At 56.2% G+C, this 19,803-nt stretch carries 18 protein-coding genes and 1 pseudogene; 16 read left to right on the forward strand and 3 right to left on the reverse strand.

Going from position 1 to position 19,803, the window contains the following annotated elements; translation table 11 throughout:
- Window positions 1-4: 4 nt before the first annotated feature.
- Genes arsB through arsH form a run of 3 tightly spaced genes read left to right on the forward strand, consistent with a single transcriptional unit; the run spans window position 5 to window position 2,185 of the window.
- Complete coding sequence (arsB, locus tag H4N61_RS05080; RefSeq protein ID WP_182395236.1) at window positions 5-1,066, forward strand: ACR3 family arsenite efflux transporter; 1,062 nt, start codon at window positions 5-7, stop codon at window positions 1,064-1,066.
- Window positions 1,063-1,485: an arsenate reductase (glutaredoxin) gene (arsC, locus tag H4N61_RS05085; protein WP_126148537.1), complete on the forward strand. Its 423-nt coding sequence runs from the start codon at window positions 1,063-1,065 to the stop codon at window positions 1,483-1,485. Before arsB ends, arsC begins: the two co-directional genes overlap by 4 nt.
- Window positions 1,460-2,185, forward strand: a complete 726-nt coding sequence (gene arsH, locus H4N61_RS05090; protein ID WP_182395241.1) for an arsenical resistance protein ArsH — start codon at window positions 1,460-1,462, stop codon at window positions 2,183-2,185. Before arsC ends, arsH begins: the two co-directional genes overlap by 26 nt.
- 366 nt (window positions 2,186-2,551) lie before the next feature.
- Here arsH and H4N61_RS18355 read toward each other — a convergent pair.
- A pseudogene (locus H4N61_RS18355) lies at window positions 2,552-2,863 on the reverse strand (IS3 family transposase); the annotation flags it as partial.
- 501 nt (window positions 2,864-3,364) lie between these two features.
- Between H4N61_RS18355 and H4N61_RS05095 the strand changes: the two are divergent.
- Window positions 3,365-5,125 carry a methyl-accepting chemotaxis protein gene (locus tag H4N61_RS05095; RefSeq protein WP_182395242.1) on the forward strand — a complete coding sequence of 587 codons (1,761 nt, stop codon included), beginning with the start codon at window positions 3,365-3,367 and terminating at the stop codon, window positions 5,123-5,125.
- Between the two features lie 797 nt (window positions 5,126-5,922).
- Here H4N61_RS05095 and H4N61_RS05100 read toward each other — a convergent pair.
- Entirely contained in the window at window positions 5,923-6,792 is an 870-nt protein-coding gene (locus H4N61_RS05100; RefSeq protein WP_182395243.1) for a ferric reductase-like transmembrane domain-containing protein, read from the reverse strand.
- Window positions 6,793-6,975: 183 nt separating this feature from the next.
- Here H4N61_RS05100 and H4N61_RS05105 point away from each other — a divergent pair, with 183 nt between their 5' ends.
- The 3 genes from H4N61_RS05105 (at window position 6,976) to irrA (ending at window position 8,780) form a co-directional block, all read left to right on the forward strand.
- Window positions 6,976-7,659, forward strand: a complete 684-nt coding sequence (locus H4N61_RS05105; RefSeq protein WP_182395244.1) for a HupE/UreJ family protein — start codon at window positions 6,976-6,978, stop codon at window positions 7,657-7,659.
- Complete coding sequence (locus tag H4N61_RS05110; RefSeq protein ID WP_182395246.1) at window positions 7,656-8,249, forward strand: hypothetical protein; 594 nt, start codon at window positions 7,656-7,658, stop codon at window positions 8,247-8,249. Before H4N61_RS05105 ends, H4N61_RS05110 begins: the two co-directional genes overlap by 4 nt.
- A 78-nt stretch (window positions 8,250-8,327) precedes the next feature.
- The gene (gene irrA / locus H4N61_RS05115; protein ID WP_282567621.1) at window positions 8,328-8,780 is read left to right on the forward strand and encodes an iron response transcriptional regulator IrrA; all 453 of its coding nucleotides are present in this window, start codon (window positions 8,328-8,330) and stop codon (window positions 8,778-8,780) included.
- 19 nt (window positions 8,781-8,799) lie between these two features.
- Here the strand turns inward: irrA and H4N61_RS05120 are convergent, their stop codons facing one another.
- The gene (locus H4N61_RS05120) at window positions 8,800-10,662 is read right to left on the reverse strand and encodes a hypothetical protein (RefSeq protein ID WP_182395248.1); all 1,863 of its coding nucleotides are present in this window, start codon (window positions 10,660-10,662) and stop codon (window positions 8,800-8,802) included.
- Between the two features lie 168 nt (window positions 10,663-10,830).
- On the opposite strand from H4N61_RS05120, the gene H4N61_RS05125 reads away from it, so the two are divergent.
- From H4N61_RS05125 to H4N61_RS05165, 9 genes are all read left to right on the forward strand, one after another.
- On the forward strand, window positions 10,831-11,331 hold the full coding sequence (locus tag H4N61_RS05125; protein ID WP_182395250.1) for a hydroxyquinol 1,2-dioxygenase: 501 nt from the start codon (window positions 10,831-10,833) through the stop codon (window positions 11,329-11,331).
- Between the two features lie 22 nt (window positions 11,332-11,353).
- Window positions 11,354-12,394 (forward strand): hypothetical protein, encoded by a 1,041-nt coding sequence (locus tag H4N61_RS05130; protein WP_199368542.1) that lies wholly within the window; start codon window positions 11,354-11,356, stop codon window positions 12,392-12,394.
- Between the two features lie 92 nt (window positions 12,395-12,486).
- Complete coding sequence (locus tag H4N61_RS05135; protein WP_182395251.1) at window positions 12,487-13,950, forward strand: aldehyde dehydrogenase family protein; 1,464 nt, start codon at window positions 12,487-12,489, stop codon at window positions 13,948-13,950.
- Between the two features lie 20 nt (window positions 13,951-13,970).
- Window positions 13,971-15,023, forward strand: coding sequence for a maleylacetate reductase (locus H4N61_RS05140; RefSeq protein ID WP_182395253.1), 1,053 nt, complete (start codon window positions 13,971-13,973; stop codon window positions 15,021-15,023).
- 9 nt (window positions 15,024-15,032) lie between these two features.
- The gene (locus tag H4N61_RS05145; RefSeq protein ID WP_182395255.1) at window positions 15,033-15,338 is read left to right on the forward strand and encodes a YciI family protein; all 306 of its coding nucleotides are present in this window, start codon (window positions 15,033-15,035) and stop codon (window positions 15,336-15,338) included.
- Window positions 15,331-15,741, forward strand: coding sequence for a Rieske 2Fe-2S domain-containing protein (locus tag H4N61_RS05150; protein WP_182395257.1), 411 nt, complete (start codon window positions 15,331-15,333; stop codon window positions 15,739-15,741). The genes H4N61_RS05145 and H4N61_RS05150 overlap by 8 nt, the downstream gene beginning before the upstream one ends.
- A complete protein-coding gene (locus H4N61_RS05155; RefSeq protein ID WP_182395259.1) occupies window positions 15,738-16,724 on the forward strand; it encodes an AAA family ATPase in 987 nt (328 codons plus the stop codon). Before H4N61_RS05150 ends, H4N61_RS05155 begins: the two co-directional genes overlap by 4 nt.
- A 716-nt stretch (window positions 16,725-17,440) precedes the next feature.
- Entirely contained in the window at window positions 17,441-18,346 is a 906-nt protein-coding gene (locus H4N61_RS05160) for an AraC family transcriptional regulator (protein ID WP_182395261.1), read from the forward strand.
- Window positions 18,347-18,494: 148 nt separating this feature from the next.
- Window positions 18,495-19,802 (forward strand): ABC transporter substrate-binding protein, encoded by a 1,308-nt coding sequence (locus H4N61_RS05165; protein ID WP_182395263.1) that lies wholly within the window; start codon window positions 18,495-18,497, stop codon window positions 19,800-19,802.
- Window position 19,803: the final 1 nt, after the last annotated feature.

Here is a 19,803-nt window from a genome sequence, read left to right on the forward strand (position 1 = left end):
CCCCGTGTCCATCTTCGAACGCTACCTGACCCTTTGGGTCGCCATCTGCATCATTGTCGGGGTCGCCGCCGGCCATTTCCTGCCTTCGTTCTTCGAGGGCTTGGCCGCTCTCGAATATGCGCGGGTCAACCTGCCGATGGCGGTCCTGATCTGGCTGATGATCATCCCCATGCTGGTGCGCATCGACTTCATGTCGCTGCGCCAGGTCGGCGCCTACTGGCGCGGTATTGGCGTCACCCTGTTCATCAACTGGGCCATCAAACCGTTCTCCATGGCATTGTTGGGCTGGCTTTTCATCGGCTGGCTGTTCCGCCCCCTGCTGCCGGAAACGCAGATCGACAGCTACATAGCCGGCCTTATCATCCTTGCCGCTGCACCCTGTACCGCCATGGTATTCGTGTGGTCCAACCTGACCCGGGGCGAGCCGCACTTCACCCTGTCGCAGGTGGCGCTCAACGACGCCATCATGGTGATAGCCTTCGCCCCCATCGTCGGCCTGCTGCTCGGTCTCTCCGCTATCACCGTCCCCTGGGACACGCTGCTGCTCTCGGTCGGGCTTTATATCGTCGTGCCGGTGATCGCCGCACAGCTCTACCGCCGCTGGCTGCTGGCCAACGGCGGGATCGACAAGATGAACCGGGCGCTTGCAGTCCTGCAGCCGATCTCCATTGCCTCATTGCTGCTGACCCTCGTCATGCTCTTCGGCTTCCAGGGCGAACAGATCATCGCCCAGCCCACGGTCATCCTGCTGCTGGCGGTGCCGATCCTGATCCAGGTCTACTTCAACTCCGGCCTCGCCTACCTGCTGAACCGGGTGTCGGGGGAGCAGCACTGCGTTGCGGGACCGTCCGCCCTGATCGGTGCCTCGAACTTCTTCGAGCTGGCAGTTGCCGCCGCCATCAGCCTGTTCGGCTTCAATTCCGGCGCAGCGCTTGCCACCGTTGTCGGCGTGCTGGTGGAAGTGCCGGTGATGCTCTCGGTGGTCTGGATCGTGAACCGCACCAAGGGCTGGTACGAACGCGGTGCAGCCGTCAGCCGCAACACCGAAGCGAGGGCCGCCGAATGAGCGTCACCATCTATCACAACCCCGACTGCGGCACGTCTCGCAACACCTTGGCGATGATCCGCCAGAGCGGCGTCGAGCCCGCGGTGATCGAATACCTCAAGACCCCGCCCGACCGGGCCACCGTCACCCGGCTGATCCGCGATGCCGGGCTCACTGTGCGCGAGGCGCTTCGAAAGAAGGATACACCCTTCGATGAACTCGGATTGGCTGACCCCACCAGGACCGACGATGATTTGCTCGACGCGATCGCGGAACACCCAATCCTGCTCAACCGTCCCTTTGTGGTGACCCCGAGAGGCACGCGCCTATGCCGCCCCTCCGAGGTCGTGCTCGACATCCTCGAAAACCCTGAGATCGGCCCGTTCACCAAAGAGGACGGCGAGGTCATCATCAATGCAGAAGGGAGCCGGCTTGTCTGATCTACCCAACGTCGTACCGGCCGCTCTCGAAGTTCCAGATTTCTCTCGTCTCAATGCTCCGAACCTGCAGCACAAGCCACGCATCCTGATGCTCTACGGCTCGCTGCGGGAGCGCTCCTATTCCCGGTTCCTGACCCTTGAAGGGCAGCGGCTGCTCGAAGCGTTCGGCGCCGAGGTCCGGGTCTTTCACGCTAACGGCTTGCCGCTGCCGAACGACGCACCGGACACTCACCCCAAGGTGCAGAAACTGCGTGAGGCCATGCTGTGGTCGGAGGGGCAGGTCTGGACGTCGCCCGAGCGACACGGTGCCATGAGCGCAGTGATGAAGGCGCAGATCGACTGGATACCGCTACCGGGAGGCGCCATCCGCCCCACGCAAGGTGGAACCTTGGCAGTCATGCAGGTGTCGGGCGGGTCCCAGTCCTTCAACGCCGTGAACCAGATGCGTATCCTGGGCCGGTGGATGCGGATGGTCACCATCCCGAACCAGTCGTCGGTGGCCAAGGCCTTCCAGGAGTTCGACGACGACGGACGCATGAGACCGTCGTCGTATTACGACAGGGTTGTCGACGTCATGGAAGAGCTGGTGAAGGTCACGCTGATCAATCGCGGCGTTTCCGGCTACCTGACCTCCCGCTACAGCGAGCGTAAAGAAACGGCAGCTAAACTTGAGGAGCGGGTCGGCATTAAGTCGATCTAAAACGCAGGTTGGCTCCAGAATTCGTCGATACGAGACGTCAGTTTTCGTAATGCGGACATTCCAAAGCAGCCTGTCAGCATTCCACCCCTAATTCGCCGTAGCTCCGTTCAATCGGTAATGTCGGCTTTCCGGCAATCGCGAAACCCCGTTCAACGGCAGGAATGGGGCGCAATGCCGACGTCCATTCAATGGCTGCTTGTGGGGAGCGTTCGTTTCGAGTTGGACGTCCGATTTGGGGGCGGCTGATGACGCAAAGTTAGGGAACGCACCTATTCGATGCCTCGATAAACTGCAATGATTGGTCAGAACCTGTGTCTCAGAATTAGGTTCTGACGCCGGGAAAAGCCTAGGCAGGGAGTGGCTCATGGCTTTGATACCGGCCCGCCGCGCTAGGCGCGCAATATGGATCAGGCAACTGGTCTCACCTTAATCGAGCAGATCATCATGTGGCTCGCGGTAGCCATAGACCTTGCCGCTCTACTGCCACGCATCAGCGATCCGCTGGGTCTTTGGGAATGTCCTCCTGCGCCCGTTTGCTCAATGGGCCCCTAAGCCAAGCGTAAAAGCCTCTGGCGTGGATGCGCAGGCACCGGCACATAAAGCGCACACATTATTGAAGGCGACGCTCGATTGAAGGCGACGCTCGGCAACGAACGCGTACCTCACTTTGCATCCTTGGCTAAGTCGCAGCCGCTTTCCTAAGGAACACTCACAGCTTCTGTCGCAGGCTCAAGATGATAGCCGAGGGAGTGGGCATGGCGCTGCAGATTGGCAAGAACCCGGCCGCGGTAGTCGTTATCATACGATGCAGTTTCCGTACCCTGATAGCGCATGCCGTGATGAAGGGAGTTGTAGAACTTTTAGCGACCTTACGGGCGGTGGCTGTTACCGCCTTCTGTTCGCCAATGCGCCCGGCCAAACGCCGATAGGAATGCCCCGCAAAAAAAACGGGGCATTGCCAGAACACATTTAAGTAACCATGGGGGCTGAGGCTACCGGTGGCTCGCAAATCCAATCGGCTCCGTGTTTCGTAAATCTAAACTGAATGTTGCTGCTCCGCACACGGAGCCTTGCCTTGGGCCTTATTTGGCTATGGTGGGAGGGATTATCCTAGCCAATGGGAAAGTTTGTATGTTGCGTACAGTAGTTGGGCGGCCCGATTATATGGGGGCACGCTAAGTGGCCCTTCAGTTTTTTCAGCGCGCAAAAGCGAAGCGAAATGCTATCAATGCTGATGCGATGGCGGCCCTGAACAAGTCGCAGGCTTTTATCGAGTTCGAGCTGGACGGAACCATCATTACAGCCAACGACAATTTCTTGTCGGTGATGGGGTATAAGGTGGAAGAGGTCGCTGGCCGCCATCACAGCATGTTCCTCGAGAACGATTATGCCAACTCTCCGGAATATAGAAAGTTTTGGGACAAACTGGCCGCGGGTGAGTTTCAGCGCGCGCGCTTCAAACGGCTTGGCAAGGGCGGCAAAGAAGTCTGGATTGAAGCCTCCTACAATCCGCTGATCGACGCTGACGGCAATGCCTACCGGATCATCAAAGTGGCGAGTGATGTCACCGCCCGTCACAAGGAATCTTCGGACGCGCGCGGTCAGATCAGCGCCATATCGCGCTCCCAAGCCGTTATCGAATTCGAGCTTGATGGCACTATTATCTCGGCCAATGAGAACTTCTGCAGAGCGCTGGGTTATCGGCTCGATGAAATTCGCGGCCAACATCACAGCATGTTCGTCAACCCGATCGAAGCGTCCGGAGCGCAATACATAGAGTTCTGGCGCAGTCTCAGCATGGGTGAGTTTTCGTCGAATGAATATAAGCGCATCGGCAAAGATGGCAGAGTGGTGTGGATCCAAGCATCCTACAATCCGATCTTCGATGCCAACGGGCGTCCCTACAAAGTGGTCAAATACGCAACGGACATCACCGAGCGTAAGATGGCCGTCAATGCGCTTAGTCATGCATTGAATTTGCTGGCTCAGGGACATTTGGACTGTCATATCACCGAGGCGTTTCCCGGCGAATTGGCGCAGGTTCGCACGGCGTTCAACGACACCGTGAGCCGGTTTGGCAATCTCGTACAAGAACTGCGGGGCACGACGACGGCGCTGCGGTCGGCGACTGGCGAAATCCTTGCCGGAACAAATGATTTAGCCGAGCGGACGATGCGGCAGGCCACCGCAATTGCCGACACCAGTTCGGCTATCGAGCAGCTTTCACAGGCCGTAACGGAAAATGCGCATCGTGCGGAAGCCGCCCGGGCAAATGCTAAGAATGTGTCTGACGATGCCGTCGACGCTGGCGATGTTATGGGCCAGGCGCATCAGGCCATGGAAGACGTGACGGTTCAGGCCGCGAAAATCTCCAACATCATCGGTATGATTGATGAAATCGCATTTCAGACCAATCTTTTGGCGCTCAATGCCTCTGTAGAGGCGGCGCGCGCTGGCGATGCCGGTAAGGGCTTTGCCGTTGTAGCTGTGGAAGTCCGTCGGCTCGCGCAATCGGCCTCCAGCGCCTCCAGTGACATCAAGGTCCTCATCGAGCGATCAGCAGAGGCCGTCGCGACGGGGAGTAAGCTCGTTTCGGCAGCGGCTGATCGCTTGGTTGCGATGGTTACCCGCGTTCGGGGAAGTGCCGAACTCATGGAAGAGATCGCTCGCGCCAATGGCGAGCAGGCCAGTGCCATCTCCGGCGTCAACTCAGCTGTCCGGAAGATGGATGAGATGACACAGCACAATGCAGCGCTTGTCGAGGAAACCAACGCGGCGATTGAGCAGACTGAAGGCCAGGCGAGCCGTGTCGATAGTCTCGTTGAGTTTTTCGTGGTTGGGACTGAAGCACGGGTTCATTACAAAACCTTCCCAGTGCGAAATTTAAAACCTGTAGCGAGCCGGGGAGCGCTCACTCACCGAGTCCAAACGCCGTCCTGATCTCTTGGCTTATTGGCGATGGCTCGACGCTGCGCCTTTACGCCAACCTTGCGCACTACGCGCAGTCGGATGTGCCCCGGTTGTCGGCAGGGAGTCTATCTCCGCAGCCTTGCCGACGCGGACCGCCTCGGCGCATTGTCGGTACTGTGGGCTATAGAGGTTTAGCGCTGCAGCGTTAATTACAAACTCAATTGTTCGCAACTAAGGGGCCGCCCGGCCATTGGCGGGGTGCATGCCGCGGCGTTCTGACGGGACGGCGGTGCGCAGAATGCCCCAGAGATACTTCTTCGGGAGGCCCGGGCCATTGCCTCTTGATGCGTCATCGTCTGACGTAGCGGCCTGGAGCCGATTGTCGGCTCACTGTCCCAACTACGACGCTTTTAGTATCTCTGACGAACGGCAGCTTTTAAGTAGTACTACAAGGCCGCTTGACGTCTCAAATGGGGGCGTAACTGGCAGGTTGGGTGACCAGGATAGAGCAGCTTTTCCAATTTCTCCGCAGCCATGAAACTACGATCTGATTTCTGAAACAGCGTGAAGCACCTGTTCTGGGTCTTTCGTAACTCAAAGAGAGCCAAAATTCTCCTAGGTCGAAAATTTTGTTGTCCGACAGGAGTACCGGGTCGCACAAACACTGTCACATCCTGATGATAAAGGTATATGATGCATCGCTTTTTGGTGCCACGAATGATCGTATCTCTTCGGCTGTCAGGAGTGCGTGAAGGTCGCTCACGAAGGCCACTAAAGGTCTGGCCGCACTGCTGATACTAGGTCTTTCTTTCGTGACCTCGTTACCTTCATGTCATCCGCTTCTGCCTGAACGCGGCGCATAGGCTGGCCAGTCCACCCAAAATCAATACCACAAGCACTGGTGGAAAGCCCAAGTACTCCCATGTGTCTGGTGACAGCGCGAAAAATGTTGTGCTCCACGGTTCTACCGGTTGTGGTGCGGTTTGGAACGCACTGAGCCAGAGCAATTGCAGTAGGACAGTGATCACTGCGGTGGTGATTGTGAGCACGAGCAAGAGGAAGGGGGATGTCCCTCGGTCGCGCTTGTCCAGCCAACGCCAAACCATCAGCCAAAGGAATATCCCCGGCAGTAAAAACGGCGTGCCAACGATCGAGCCGGGGGAGAGCAGGAAATGGATGAGGCCGGCGATCGTCGCCGTATAGGTGAGGCGGTGAAGGCGCCGCCAATTCTCGCCGCCCATGCGCTGAACGGCGCAGTCGAGCGAGGTGATGGTGAGGGCCGTGAAGATGAAAAGGGAGATAGTGGCGAGCCAAAGTGAGGGGCGGGACAGGCCTTCGATCAGCAGTGTCTCCACATTGTAGTACCGCAACCCAATCCAAGCGTAGAGATGCACGACGAGGTAGAAGTAGCTGGCCACGCCGATCATGCGCCGAATTTGGAGGAGCTTACTCCACCGCAAAATCTTGCGTAAGGGCGTGATGGCCAGCGCTGCCAAAAGCAGGTATGCGGTCCAAAGTCCGGAATGGTAGATGAGCGGAATATAGGGTGAGGGGAAGTCCCATTCGCCCGATGTAAAGCCGTGAGCCAGCCACAGAGCAGGCAAGGCCAGAAGCACTAGCGTCAATGACTTTAGAGCTGAGAAGCGCCCCTGTGGGTCGAACAACGGCAGCAGTTGTAGAATAGATCCAGTACGCATGTGAGGTCGAGGGCTCCCCATCGAGAGCGTCATCCTATTGCGCGTAGGAGGAAGAGTTCTGCCTGAAATAAATCTCCTTTGTGCAGCTTCATTCTGTTCGTGCTGTTTGTCTGCGCGTTTAGGCAGGCACTTGCGACCCCTGGGTAGCACTATTCGGCTTTAGTGAAATGGTGTGGGGTGGTGATGAAGGTACCAGCGCTTTTTATGCTGCTGTTTAGCTTCGCCTTTGTGGGGCCGGCTTGGGCTCACGGTGTTGCAGGCGGAGACGCGGCATTTTTGGAGGCGTCGCGGGGCGTGGACATCGGTCCATACCTCTATCTCGGCGCCAAGCACATGTTCACCGGCTATGATCATTTGCTGTTTTTGCTTGGGGTGCTTTTCTACGTTTTCCGGATGAAAGACGTGGTGATTTACATCACCCTGTTTTCGCTCGGGCATTCGGCAACCCTGTTGCTCGGCGTACTGACTGGCCTGCACCTGGACGCGTATCTTGTAGACGCGGTGATCGGTCTTTCGGTCGTTTATAAGGCGTTGGACAATCTTGGCGGCGTGCAAAAACTGCTCGGCTTTGCGCCGAACCAGCGCGCGATTGTGCTCGCCTTTGGTTTGGTTCACGGTTTTGGCTTGGCGACCAAATTGCAAGATATCAACCTGTCTCCCGATGGGCTGATAGCCAACATGGTCGCGTTCAACGTTGGCGTTGAGCTTGGCCAGCTTTCTGCGCTGGCGTTCATCTTGACGGCGTTGGCTCTTTGGAGAGCGCAGCCAAGCTTCTCCCGTCAGGCCGCTTTCATCAATGTTCTGATTATGGCTGCAGGCTTTGCGCTGACGGCTATCCAACTCATCGGCTTTTGGAGGCAAGTATGAGCGATAATACTGCGAAAACACAGACAGCAGCGTCGTGGGGAGGCTTGGCGCGCCAAGTGGGTGCCGCGGCCGTTTTGGGAGCGGCGCTCACTGTGTTGGTGGCAATGCCGGCGGAGTTCGGTGTGGACCCAACTGGCTTTGGAAAGCTGACAGGCATTCTAAAGTTATCGCAGCCGCAAGAAATAGTGGTCGAGACGAAGTTCTCAGCGCCGCCAGATATTTCCAAGGCTGAGCCTATTCCGTTCCGTCAGGACGAGATCGAAATTCCACTTGGCGCGCTTGGTGCAGGGCTTGGCGCGACCGAATATAAGGTCACGATGGAAGAAGGGCAGACGCTTGTCTATTCGTGGACAGCGTCAACTCCGGTGGTCGTTGAGTTCCACGGTCACACCGTCACCAGCGATGGCAGTCCAGAAATCGTGATGGATTATATTAAGGGGGAAATGCAAGAAGGCCATGGCGCATTGACGGCACCATTGACCGGAATTCACGGCTGGTATTTTGCAAATCCAACCTTCGAAGACGCAACGATCACGCTGAAACTCTCAGGCTATTATCTTCTTGAGCCGGGTTTAATCGGCATCCACTGACAAGCATGTGCAGGCCTGTGCATTGTTTTTGCAGGCACAGGCCTATCTGCCTTGGCAAGGTATGGCTCGGAGGTCGCGATGTCGATGAATATCAAGAAGGATATGTATGTTGACGATGAGCCATCTCGGCGCGGCTGTATCAAAACGCTGCTGCGGATGTCTGGCCTTAGACCAACGCGGCAGCGCGTTGAACTCGCTGATCGTATATTTGGACGCGGGCGGCACTTGACCGCTGAGGATCTGCACAGTGAGGTTCACGCTGCGGGGCAGGAGATGTCCCTGGCAACGGTTTACAACACGCTGCATCAGTTCCAAAGCTCAGGCCTTATTCGCGAACTCTCGTTCAAGGGGACGCGTGCGGTTTTCGATACCGATACCTCAGGTCACCACCACTTCTATATCTTGGATGATGACAAGATTATCGACATGGAGCCGGGGGCGGTGAGCGTGACTGACGTTAAATCGGTCCCTGAGGGCTACGAAGTGGCCAAGATTGAGATCGTTGTCAGTTTGCGAAAAGTAGAAATTTGAAAGGGGCCGAATGGCCCCTTTATCGTCTGAGCATCTGGTCGAGCATTCCGATGAGCGCGGGTCCTAAATCGTCGATGGCATCGATGCGCTTGGCATGGCGATAGTATTGGTCGACCTCGTGACGAATGCCTAGGGCCGCAAGCTCGATCTGACCCGTACGTTCGATCTCGGCAACCACTTCTTTGAGATGACGGTCGAGGATGGATTTGTCTTCGTTTGCCTCGATGGTCGCTTGATCAACAGGAGCGCCATCGGAAATGACAAGCAAAATCCGGCGTTGCTCTGGTCGGCCAACGAGACGACGCGCCGCCCAAAGCAGTGCTTCGCCGTCGATGTTCTCTTTGAGCAGGTCGTTGGACATCATTGCGCACAGGTTGAGCTTTGCCCGGCGATACGGTTCGTCAGCGCTTTTGTAGATGATGTGGAGGAGATCGTTTAGGCGGCCAGGATTGGCCGGGCGACCAGCACGCATCCAATCTTGGGCTGCGGCACCGCCCTTCCATCCTTGAGTGGTGAAACCCAAAACTTCCGTCGACACGGAGCAATTCTCCAGCGCCGAGCAGATCAGGTCAGACGCCATGCAGGCGAGTTCAATGGTCTTGCCGCGCATAGAGCCGGAGTTGTCGATGAGGAGTGTAACGCAAGTATCCCGGAACTGAGACTCTTCTTCCTGCTTGTAGGCGTCAGCGAAGCCCGGATTGACAATGACGCGGTCAAGGCGAGAGGCGTCGATGAGCCCATCTTCGAGGTCAAACGCCCAAGACCGCGTTTGTTTAGCCATGAGCCGGCGCTGCAATTGGGTAACAAGACGGGCCATAGCCCGCTTATTGGCGGAGCGCTTTTGTTCCAGCGCATCTTGCGCTTGCCGCATAATTTGTTGCGGCACGAGTTCGTCTGCGCGGGCGATGCGATCGTGAGAGTCTGTATAGGGCCTGTATGCAGGAGATCGGGGCGGCGGGATGAAATCGATGTTCGGTAACGCATCCAGCTTCTCGTCGGAAACTAAAGCCTCCGGGCCAGGCTCAAAGCTGTTGTCTTCATCGGTCTGGGTGCCGCCGTGTTCGAGCTCTTCCTCCTCATCGCCGCCACCAGTGCGGTTACTGATCTCGCGGCGGGTTGGGCCGTCGCCGCGCCCCTGCAGAGCCTCGTAAAGCGTCTGTAAGAACCACTTGGCTGCAAAGGCGTAGTCCTGCTGATCGCCCATCGTCTCGCGCAACTTGGCGAGTTGGGCGTGCAAACGCTGGTGCATCCAACGGTGCCACATCCAGAAGCCAGAGGTGGGAATTGACGCTTCGGTGCGGCCATTCAGGACGTCGCCAACCACCATCCGGATCGCCTCTTCGAGCGGAATCAAAGCTGCTAAGTGGGCGCCCATGATGTCGAGACGAGAGAGGCGATCAATGTGGTTGGCAACAATGTTCTCAGCAACACCTGGCAGACGCTCTGCGCCAAAGGACTCGCAACGTACGAGCTCCAGTAGGTCGAACAAACGACGCTCGTTTGGATCGGGAGGAGCGAGGGCGGCATGAATTTGGGCGTCATGGTGCGCTATAAATAGCGCTACTGAATCGACGCGGCCGCGAAGCGCGGGCATGTTTTCGTCGGTCAGCTCACCCAAGCTTGCCTTCAGACCTGTATACACGCCGTCGTCGCCAACGACTTGAATGTCGAGATCGTCACGTCCTGAAAGCGAGCGCGCCGAGGCGGCCAATTGTTGCGCCAAATCGAGACGATGCCGGTCGTGCGCCTTGGCGTCGGATTTTTCAGCGCGGCTCATCATGGAGGATGGGTCCGACCATAAGGCGAGCCATTCGGCGCCGTTTCGCACTGCGCCCCTGTCGTCGCGCTTCAGGATCGTTGATCTGATTTCGCCGTCTGTCATAGCTTCCTCCAACCGCTTCAATTGTAACAGTTTTGTCAGCGTGAAAGGGCGGCATTTGGCTCGGAATGCGCAGAAGCTTGGCAGCTTTGTGCAGGCTCAAAAGGTGTACTCGAAATACAACTCGTAGATGGAAGGTTAACACCTGATACAAACAGAGGAGAGTGTGGCGTGGCACAGTACACCACAGAGTTCGGCTCGATCCACTCGTACAAAAAAGGCGGGATCACCGCCATTGATGATGATCCGAAGCGCTACGTATTTTCGAACATGTTTGAAGTTGCTGCGAAATCAGCGCCTTATGAGCGTGTAGCTGTCGCAAAGAATTTTGAATACGTCATTGAATCTGCCAAGGCTGAAGGTGAATCTCCTTGGTACTCTGCCGCGCATGATGAGTTCGTCATTGCTATGGACGGCAAGGTTCGTGTCGATTTCATCAAGCTCACTGATCCGGATGCTGTTGTCGATCCTGAGAGCGAAGGTGCTGTGATTGTGCAGGGCCAGCCTATCGGTGAAGCGATGGGTTATGTGGTGCTGAGCCGTGGTCACATGGCCATGCTGCCCGTTGGCTGCGCCTATAAATTCTCAGCAGCTGAAACCTGCACCATCATCATTCAGACCATCGACGGCGCCGTGACCCAGCATAAGTGGGCGCAGTTCTGCCAGAAGTAAGGCCGGAAGAGGAGATCCTAAAATGGCTATGAAAGAAGGCTTTGATAGCAGCGAAGGCGAGATCAGCAATCCGCGCGGTCTTCCCATCACTGGTGGTTATGCCGTCAATCCGGCTGACAACGTTACTGGTTATAAATCTTTCCAGGCTGGCTCGTTCAAATTCCATCGTGACGAGTACTTCTGCTACGTGAACACTCCGAATGGCGTGCACACGATGCCAGCAGACGCCTTCCTGCGCGCGCTGATGCGTGACGTGGCTTGGGGCTTCTTCTATGGCACTGTAAACTTTGACCAGGTCTTCGGCACCACCAATTATTATGGTGAAGTCGATATGTTCCTGGGCTCCACCAACGAGGCCTACACCTCAGCTGGTCGTGATTTTGTCGAGCGTTTTAAGGCCGACAAGCTTATGGACATCTTCAAGCAGATGGTCTCGGACTGGACCAATGAGGGGTACGATCCGTTTGCGGCGCCAATGGAAACCGGTGTTCCATGGGGTATCAAGAACGGTGACAACGACGAAGCTGTTAGCCGCGAGCGCGTGACTGCACGCCGTATGGTTGGCCTACCGGGTGATACTCCGGTTCGTACCGACGGCAATGGCTACCCAGTCAATCGCATGTTTGCTGACGTACCGCAGGATCAGCCAGAAGTTCACGCTGCACCTGGCTTCGAGCACGAAGTTTCGGCTTACAATCTGTTTGGTTATCTGTCGCGCTCTGACGTGACCTGGAACCCATCTGTTTGTTCGGTGGTAAAGGACAGCTTGTTCTGCCCAACTTCGGAAGAATACATCCTTCCCGTTGAGCACGGTAACGACCGTTGCGAATGGTTCATTCAGTTGACCGACGACATCACTTGGAACGTAAAGGACGGCGCAACCGGTCGTCCACGCGCGGTGATCAACATGAAGCCAGGCGATTGCTGCTGTATGCCAGCTGACATTCGTCACCAGGGCTTCTCGGCCAAGCGCTCGATGCTCTTGGTGTGGGAAAACGGTTCGCCCAAGATTCCTGAGCTCATCCGTCAGGGCATGGCCCCTGATGTGGCTGTTGAGTTCTAACGAACGGGTGGTTGCTCCCACTTCCGCCCTGCGGCCGCCTCAGTACTGGGGCGGCCGTTTTTCCAACACGCTCAGAAACATCGGTGCGACCAGTGCAAACCAAGCTCTTCATTAACGGTGAATTCGTCGACGGCATCGCCAAAGGCACGATCCCTGTTTTCAACCCGTTCTCCGGCGAAGTCATTTGCGAAATCGCAGAGGCACGTGCGGAAGACGTTGATGTTGCCGTCGCAGCCGCCAAACAAGCTCAAAAGGCCTGGGGCCGTGCCGATGCCGCTGAACGCGGGCACCTCCTGCTCAAGTTGGCCGACGCGATTGAGGCCAATGCGGAAGAGCTAATCCAACTTGAAGCGCTTGATACCGGCCATCCTGTGCGCGATGCGCGCAAGCTGGATGTGCCGCGCACATCGCGCTGCTTCCGCTATTTCGGCGGCATGGCTGACAAGCTGGAAGGTTTCGTCCCGCCAGTCTATCCGGGCTTCCTTAATTACGTTCAGCGCGAAGCAATCGGTGTGGTTGGTCAGATCGTGCCATGGAACTTCCCGCTCATGTTCACCAGCTGGAAGATGGCACCCGCTCTGGCCGCTGGTAATGCCATTGTTATTAAACCAAGTGAACTGACGCCGCTGAGCACGTTGCGTATCGCCGAACTGATGCGCGATGTTGGCTTCCCAGCAGGTGTCGTCAACGTTGTTCCCGGCTATGGCCACACCGCTGGTCAGCGTCTGGCTGAGCATCCTCATGTTGGCAAGATCGCTTTCACCGGTTCAACCGCTACCGGCCGCCGTATCGTCCAGTCTTCGGCTGGTAACCTCAAGAAGGTTCAGCTCGAGCTGGGCGGCAAGGGCCCAAATATAGTCTTTGGTGATGCCAATGTTCGGGCTGCCATTGGCGGTTCTGCCTTCGCAATTTTCCATAACCAGGGCCAGGCCTGCATCGCGGGCTCGCGCCTCATCCTGCACAAATCGGTAGCCGACGAGTTCCTCGACGGTTTCACCAAGCTGGCGAAATCCATTCGCCTTGGCGATCCGCTGGATCCGCAGACCGAAATGGGCCCGCTGACGTCCAAGATGCACCAGGAACGCGTGCTGCAGTTCTGCCAGGTTGCCAAGGACGAGGGTGGTGAAATAATCACCGGCGGCAAGCGGCCTGATCGTGAAGACCTCGCAAATGGCTACTTCGTTGAGCCCACAATCGTGCGCGCGAAGCCCACCGATCGCGTGAGCCAAGAGGAAGTGTTTGGTCCGTTTGTGACGGTCACCACTTTTGAAGACGACGAAGAAGCATTGGCGATCGCTAATGGCGTTCAATACGGTTTGGGTTCCGGTCTTTGGACGCTGAACCTCACCCGTGCTCATAAGCTCGCCCAAGACATTCACGCCGGCATGGTTTGGGTGAATTGCTACAAGATCGTTCACCCAGGCTCGCCATTCGGAGGGGTTGGCGAAAGTGGCTATGGTCGCGAAATGGGCTTTGAAGTCATGCGCGAATACACGCAGCCAAAATCGGTTTGGGTCAATTATGACTCGAAAATGCCTCCCCACTACGAGCGTTGATCGCACCACAGGAGAGCACTATGGACTTTGTATATAACGCCAATCCTTCGCGTGTCATTTTCGGGGCCGGGGCGCGGGCGCGCGTCGGCGAAGAACTCGAACGTCTGGGCATCAAGCGCGCCATCGTGCTGTCCACCCCCGATCAATCTCAGCTTGCCGCTGAGATCGCCAAAACCATCGGTGGCCGCGCTGGGATTATGTATCCCGGCGCCGTCATGCACACCCCAACTGAAGTGACAGAGTCGGCCTTGCAGGCGGTCAGTTCGGTGCGCGCAGATGGTTGCTTGGCGATTGGCGGCGGCTCGACGACAGGCCTATCTAAAGCCATCGCCTATCGCACAGACCTGCCGCAGTTGATCGTGCCGACCACGTTTGCCGGCTCGGAGATGACGCCTATTTTGGGGCAGACCGAAATGGGTCGAAAAACGACGCTGTCTAGCCCGAAAGTCCTGCCCGAAACGGTGATTTATGATCCCGAGCTGACGGTCACGATGCCGAAGTTCATTTCGGGACCGTCAGGCCTGAACGCAATCGCCCACTCGATGGAAGGGCTTTATGCCCGTGATCGCAACCCGATTATCTCCATGATGGCCGAAGAATCCATTCGGGCTTTGGGCGTCGCTTTACCGAAGCTTATGGACGATCCGAGCAATCTGGAGGCGCACGGTGATGCGCTTTACGGCGCTTGGTTTGCTGGCATCTGCCTTGGTTCGGTGGGTATGGCTATTCACCACAAGATCTGCCACACGCTGGGCGGCACTCTGAACCTCAACCATGCAGATGTGCACGCGTTGATGCTTCCCTATACCGCTGCCTACAATCGTGAAGCTGCGCCTGAAGCTATGGCCGCCATTGCGCGCGCTCTGAAGGCCCATGATGGTCCTAGAGGCCTTTATGCCCTCATGAAGGTTTGCGCTAGCAAGCGCTCGCTTAAGGAAATGGGCGTGAGCGAGGCGGACCTCGAAAAGGTCGCTGATATTGCGATGGAAAACCCGTACTTCAATCCTCGTCCGGTAACGCGTGAAGGTATCCGTGAGATGCTTCAGGCTGCCTATGAAGGTCGGGAGCCGTAAGGTCTGACAATGGCATATTTTTGCTTTCACGCCTTTGATAAACCGGGTGTCCTCGACACACGCTTGGCGCTTCGCGACACTCATAGGGCTTTCTTACGCAATCACGACCACCCATTGACGGTGCATGTCGGTGGGCCGCTGTTGAACGCCGATGGACAGATGCATGGCTCGATGCTGGTCATTGAAGCGGAGACCAAAGCTGTCGTCGAAGCCTTCTTGGCCCAAGACGAATATATGAAGGCAGGCATCTTCGCCTCGTACACTCTTGAGCAGTTTAATTGGGGTTTAGGCCAGCCAGAGGCCCGCAATGGCTGACGCACTTTCGCAGCCCGATCCAAACCTATGGCGCACACGGCCGCGTGCGCCCATGCCCGGAACGGTTTTAGGCCCGCTCGAAGACGTCGGGAACGGCAAGGCAAAGGAATATGTCTTTGGCCGCGGAACGACCGTGTTCTCCATGTTTGTTGTTCGGCGGGACGAGCACGTCTACGGCTATCTCAACATTTGTCCGCACTATTCATCGCCGCTGAACCACCGTGCAGGCCATTTTTTAAACGAAGATGGCAGCCGAATTCGCTGCACCATGCATTTCGCAGAATTCCGGATTGAAGACGGATTTGGTGTAGCAGGTGCCGCTCAGAATTGCTGGCTCGACCCGGTTCCGGTTCATATCGAAGATGGCAATATCGTCATCTCTAAGTTGCAGGCGAGTTCATGAGCGAAGACAATTTCACTTTGGCAAAGCCAGACACAGAAGTGTCCATTCGGCATACGTTTGGGATTGATGTCGATGGGACGGTTCCTGCCTTTTCGACAGGTAACGAGCACGTGCCGACCGTTGATCCGGGCTATCAGTTCGATCCGTCGACGACGATGGCCATCCTGGCTGGTTTCCGGGACAATTTGCGTGTTCTGCTGCAGGGGCGTCATGGCACGGGTAAATCGAGCCATATTGAACAGGTCGCTGCACGTCTTAATTGGCCCTGTGTTCGCCTCAACCTCGACAGTCACGTGTCGCGGATCGACTTGATAGGGAAAGATGCCATCGTTCTCCGGGACGGTAAGCAGGTCACAGATTACCGCGAAGGGCTGTTGCCTTGGTGCTATCAGCGGCCGGTTGTACTGATCCTCGATGAGTATGATGCTGGCCGTCCGGACGTCATGTTCGTGATCCAGCGCATTTTGGAAGCTGACGGCAAGCTGACCATTATGGATCAGAACAAGGTCATTCCGCCCAACCCTTTCTTCCGTCTGTTCGCCACGGCCAATACGGTTGGTCTGGGGGATGTGACAGGGCTCTATCACGGCACCCAGCAGCTTAACCAAGCCCAGCTTGACCGCTGGAACGTTGTGGCCCGTCTCGACCACCTCTCGGAAGAAGCTGAGCTTAACGTCGTACTAAGTAAGCAAAATTGGATGGCAGACGAACCGCACCGCTCGGTCTTGTTGCAGATGGTGCGCATGGCAAACCTCACGCGCAGCGGTTTTGTGCAGGGCGATGTATCCGTCGTGATGTCGCCACGAACGGTCATTTCTTGGGCGCAGAACCTGCGCGTATTTGGCGATCTGGACTTCGCATTTCACACCTCATTCCTCAACCGCTGTGATGAGGTGGAGCGCGCAACGTATGGCGAGTATTACCAACGTTGCTTTGGTCGCTTGCCAGGTGACGCCGCACCAGAGCTGTGGAAGCGGTTATGAAATCGGCTCTGGTGACGTCCGTTGCACGTGTCGTTATGACCTAAAGCGCGACTCAGCCCGAACCGTCCATCACAGGTTTTTACAGGGTGACGCTGGTATGCGACTAAAGTCGCGTACCGGTCGCGCCCTGTTTTTCATGATTTTGTTCTGTTTTGCACAGCGACACTAACCGAACACGCCCTGAAATATGAGGGCGTTAGTCATGATAGCTTTGTGCATAACCGCTTTTGATGCGTGCCCGTTTGCAACGATTTCGTGATTATTTCGAGCGGTAGAAAAATAGTTGTTTTGTGCAGTTTCTTGACCAATTGATGCCCTGATCCGCACTCGTCAACGTCGCATCTTGTGCGTTATGTCAACAAAACTCGCATATCGCTCAGATCATCTTGCGGCAGCCTCTGGCGAATGCATTAATTACATCATCGGTTCCGCCACCTAAGGCGCCTAACGATCTGTCGCTGATGTAACCTTGGAGGAGGGGCAGCGTAGCAGTACGCGGTCTCGTCGACATGCGTCAGCCAGCATTTAAAGCAGTCCATAGCCACTTCGTCCAGTGCGTTAGAGCGCTCGGTTGAGCGTTCAAAAAGGGATCGAGTGGTGGGCTGGAAAATGCTGATCGGGTCTCGATTAAGGTGCGGCGCCGAGAGTGCCTTGGCTCAAGGCCCTGAAGGGGAAGAAGACGAAAAGTCCGACCTTCAGAAGTGGGAGAGACTAATATGTATTTGACTAGGCCTTTCGGCATTGAGGAAACGCATGGGATGTTATCCCTTCCTGGTGTGAACTTTCGTTCCACCAGCAATGGGAAAGACTGGACTTCAGTCTTCGCGTCCGTGCAGTGCGAGCGCCCTTTTGAAGGCGTTTTTGGCCCAGCGCGCGATCAGCTGTTGGTTCTACATCGCAATGGTCCGGTCGAGATCGAGAATATCCTAGACCGGAAGATTGGTGCGCGAACGGTTCCTGCGGGATCCATTCATTTGATTTCGTCGGGTGAAGAGTTTGGCATCAATTTGAAAGAGAGTGTCGAAACCGCACACGTCTATGTCCGTCGTGCCGTTATCGAAGAAGTTGCTGTGGACATCGCTGAGAACGACCCCAGCAAGGTGATTATCAATTCTGATGTCATTCAGAACCCAACCTTGCGCTCGTTGATTGAGGCAACTGCATTTGCGCTCGAAGACGACAGTACAGCGTCCGGCATGTTCGCCGACTACCTGTCGCGTGCTATCGCCGCGCAACTGATCCGCAATCACTCAAATGCTAAGCTTAAGCCAAGTAACGGCATTTTGAATGTTTCTCGAGTAACGCCTGCTCTCTCAGAGGCGATCGACTATATGTCGAACAACATGGACTCAACGATCAATCTGAGTGACGTTGCGGAAGCGACCAACCGTAGCCCTAGCCATATCGCGCGAATGTTCCGGTCCGAATTGGGGATGCCTCCTCATCAGTTTTTGATCAAGTTACGCATCGATCGTGCAAGAACCTTGCTGGAAAAGTCGACCATGTCGATTGCTGAAATTGCCTACGAATGTGGCTTTTCGCATCAAGAGCACCTGACTCGACTGTTCCGCCGTCATCTGGACACGACACCAGCAGCATATCGCCGTTCGAAACGGAACTAGTCTGCGCGTTTCGTGCAAAAATCTGCGTCTCTACTGGCAGGATGGACAGTTGAGACGCGTTTAGCATTCCCCTCGACAGCACCGAAAATAACAGCCTGAGCATGCTCGGGAATAAGGCTTGCTGTGAGGTCATCCTGGAGGAACTTCAATGTCCAAACTCGTGCATACGGCGTTCATTCGCCGCCGCTTTTTCTTGGGAGCCACGTCGATTGTCGCAGTTGCAGCGATGGCTCCGGGGGTGTTTGCGCAAGAGCAGACCGTCAAGATCGGCTATGTAACGCCACAGACTGGTCCGCTTGCTGCCTTCGCCGAGGCAGACGAATACGTTATCGCCCAGGTTAACGAGCTCCTTGCAGGCGGCATTGAAACCGCATCTGGCAAGGTGAACGTTGAGATTATCGTTCGTGACAGCCAGTCGAGCCCGAACCGTGCGTCGGAAGTTGCACGCGAACTGATCGTGGATGACGAAGTTCAGCTCATCGTTGTTGCCTCGACCCCAGAAACAGCCAACCCCGTATCCGCCCAGTGCGAAATTGAAGGCATTCCGTGCATTTCCACAATTGCACCGTGGCAGCCGTGGTTCATTGAACGCCAGGCGAACCCGGGTGATCCGGCTGCGTGGGAATCCTTCGATTACACCTACCACTTCTTCTGGGGTCTCGAAGACATCATCACCACATTCCAGGCGATGTGGAATCAGGTCGACACCAACAAGAGTGTTGGCGGTCTGTTCCCGAACGACGCAGACGGCAATGCTTGGGGTGATGCGGTTAACGGCCTGCCGCCAGCTATGGCCGCTGCAGGTTACCCAATCACCGACCCAGGTCGTTTCCAGAACCTGTCTGATGATTTTACCGCGCAGATCGGTGCCTTTAAGGCAGCCAACGCAGAGATCGTAACCGGCGTTGTCATTCCGCCAGATTTTACCACGTTCTGGACGCAAGCAAATCAGCAGGGCTACAAGCCAAAGGTCGTTACCACCGCAAAGGCAACCCTGTTCCCGGTTGCAGTCGATGCACTTGGCGATCTTGGTCACAATCTGTCGACCGAAGTTTGGTGGTCGCCAAACCATCCATTCTCGTCGTCGCTAACCGGTGAAAGCTCCAAGGAGCTGGCAGATGGTTATGTCGGTGAAACCGGTCGTCCTTGGACCCAGCCAACAGGCTTCATTCACGCTCTGTTTGAAGTCGGTGTTGATGCGATCAAGCGTGCTGAAGATCCATTTGATCCAGACGCCCTTGCTGCAGCTGTCGCTGAAACCGAACTCGATACCGTCGTTGGTAAGGTCGACTTCGGCGCTGAAGGTCTGCCGCCAGCTGTTGCCAAGAACGTCTCCAAGACCCCGCTGGTCGGTGGTCAGTGGCGTCTGAAGGATGGCGCATATGATCTCGTCATCGTTGAAAACTCCGCGCATCCGGAAATTCCGGCAGCAGGCGTAATGGAAATTATCGAGTAAA

The organism is Devosia sp. MC521 (assembly GCF_014127105.1).
Taxonomy (GTDB): domain Bacteria; phylum Pseudomonadota; class Alphaproteobacteria; order Rhizobiales; family Devosiaceae; genus Devosia.

Bases quoted from the DNA above. Each gene is read 5' to 3' on its own strand.
- arsC (WP_126148537.1), top strand. From the start codon at position 1,063: ATGAGCGTCACCATCTATCACAACCCCGACTGCGGCACGTCTCGCAAC.
- arsH (WP_182395241.1), top strand. From the start codon at position 1,460: ATGCAGAAGGGAGCCGGCTTGTCTGATCTACCCAACGTCGTACCGGCC.
- H4N61_RS05100 (WP_182395243.1), bottom strand. From the start codon at position 6,792: ATGCGTACTGGATCTATTCTACAACTGCTGCCGTTGTTCGACCCACAG.
- H4N61_RS05105 (WP_182395244.1), top strand. From the start codon at position 6,976: ATGAAGGTACCAGCGCTTTTTATGCTGCTGTTTAGCTTCGCCTTTGTG.
- H4N61_RS05110 (WP_182395246.1), top strand. From the start codon at position 7,656: ATGAGCGATAATACTGCGAAAACACAGACAGCAGCGTCGTGGGGAGGC.
- irrA (WP_282567621.1), top strand. From the start codon at position 8,328: ATGTCGATGAATATCAAGAAGGATATGTATGTTGACGATGAGCCATCT.
- H4N61_RS05120 (WP_182395248.1), bottom strand. From the start codon at position 10,662: ATGACAGACGGCGAAATCAGATCAACGATCCTGAAGCGCGACGACAGG.
- H4N61_RS05130 (WP_199368542.1), top strand. From the start codon at position 11,354: ATGGCTATGAAAGAAGGCTTTGATAGCAGCGAAGGCGAGATCAGCAAT.
- H4N61_RS05140 (WP_182395253.1), top strand. From the start codon at position 13,971: ATGGACTTTGTATATAACGCCAATCCTTCGCGTGTCATTTTCGGGGCC.
- H4N61_RS05145 (WP_182395255.1), top strand. From the start codon at position 15,033: ATGGCATATTTTTGCTTTCACGCCTTTGATAAACCGGGTGTCCTCGAC.
- H4N61_RS05150 (WP_182395257.1), top strand. From the start codon at position 15,331: ATGGCTGACGCACTTTCGCAGCCCGATCCAAACCTATGGCGCACACGG.
- H4N61_RS05155 (WP_182395259.1), top strand. From the start codon at position 15,738: ATGAGCGAAGACAATTTCACTTTGGCAAAGCCAGACACAGAAGTGTCC.
- H4N61_RS05160 (WP_182395261.1), top strand. From the start codon at position 17,441: ATGTATTTGACTAGGCCTTTCGGCATTGAGGAAACGCATGGGATGTTA.
- H4N61_RS05165 (WP_182395263.1), top strand. From the start codon at position 18,495: ATGTCCAAACTCGTGCATACGGCGTTCATTCGCCGCCGCTTTTTCTTG.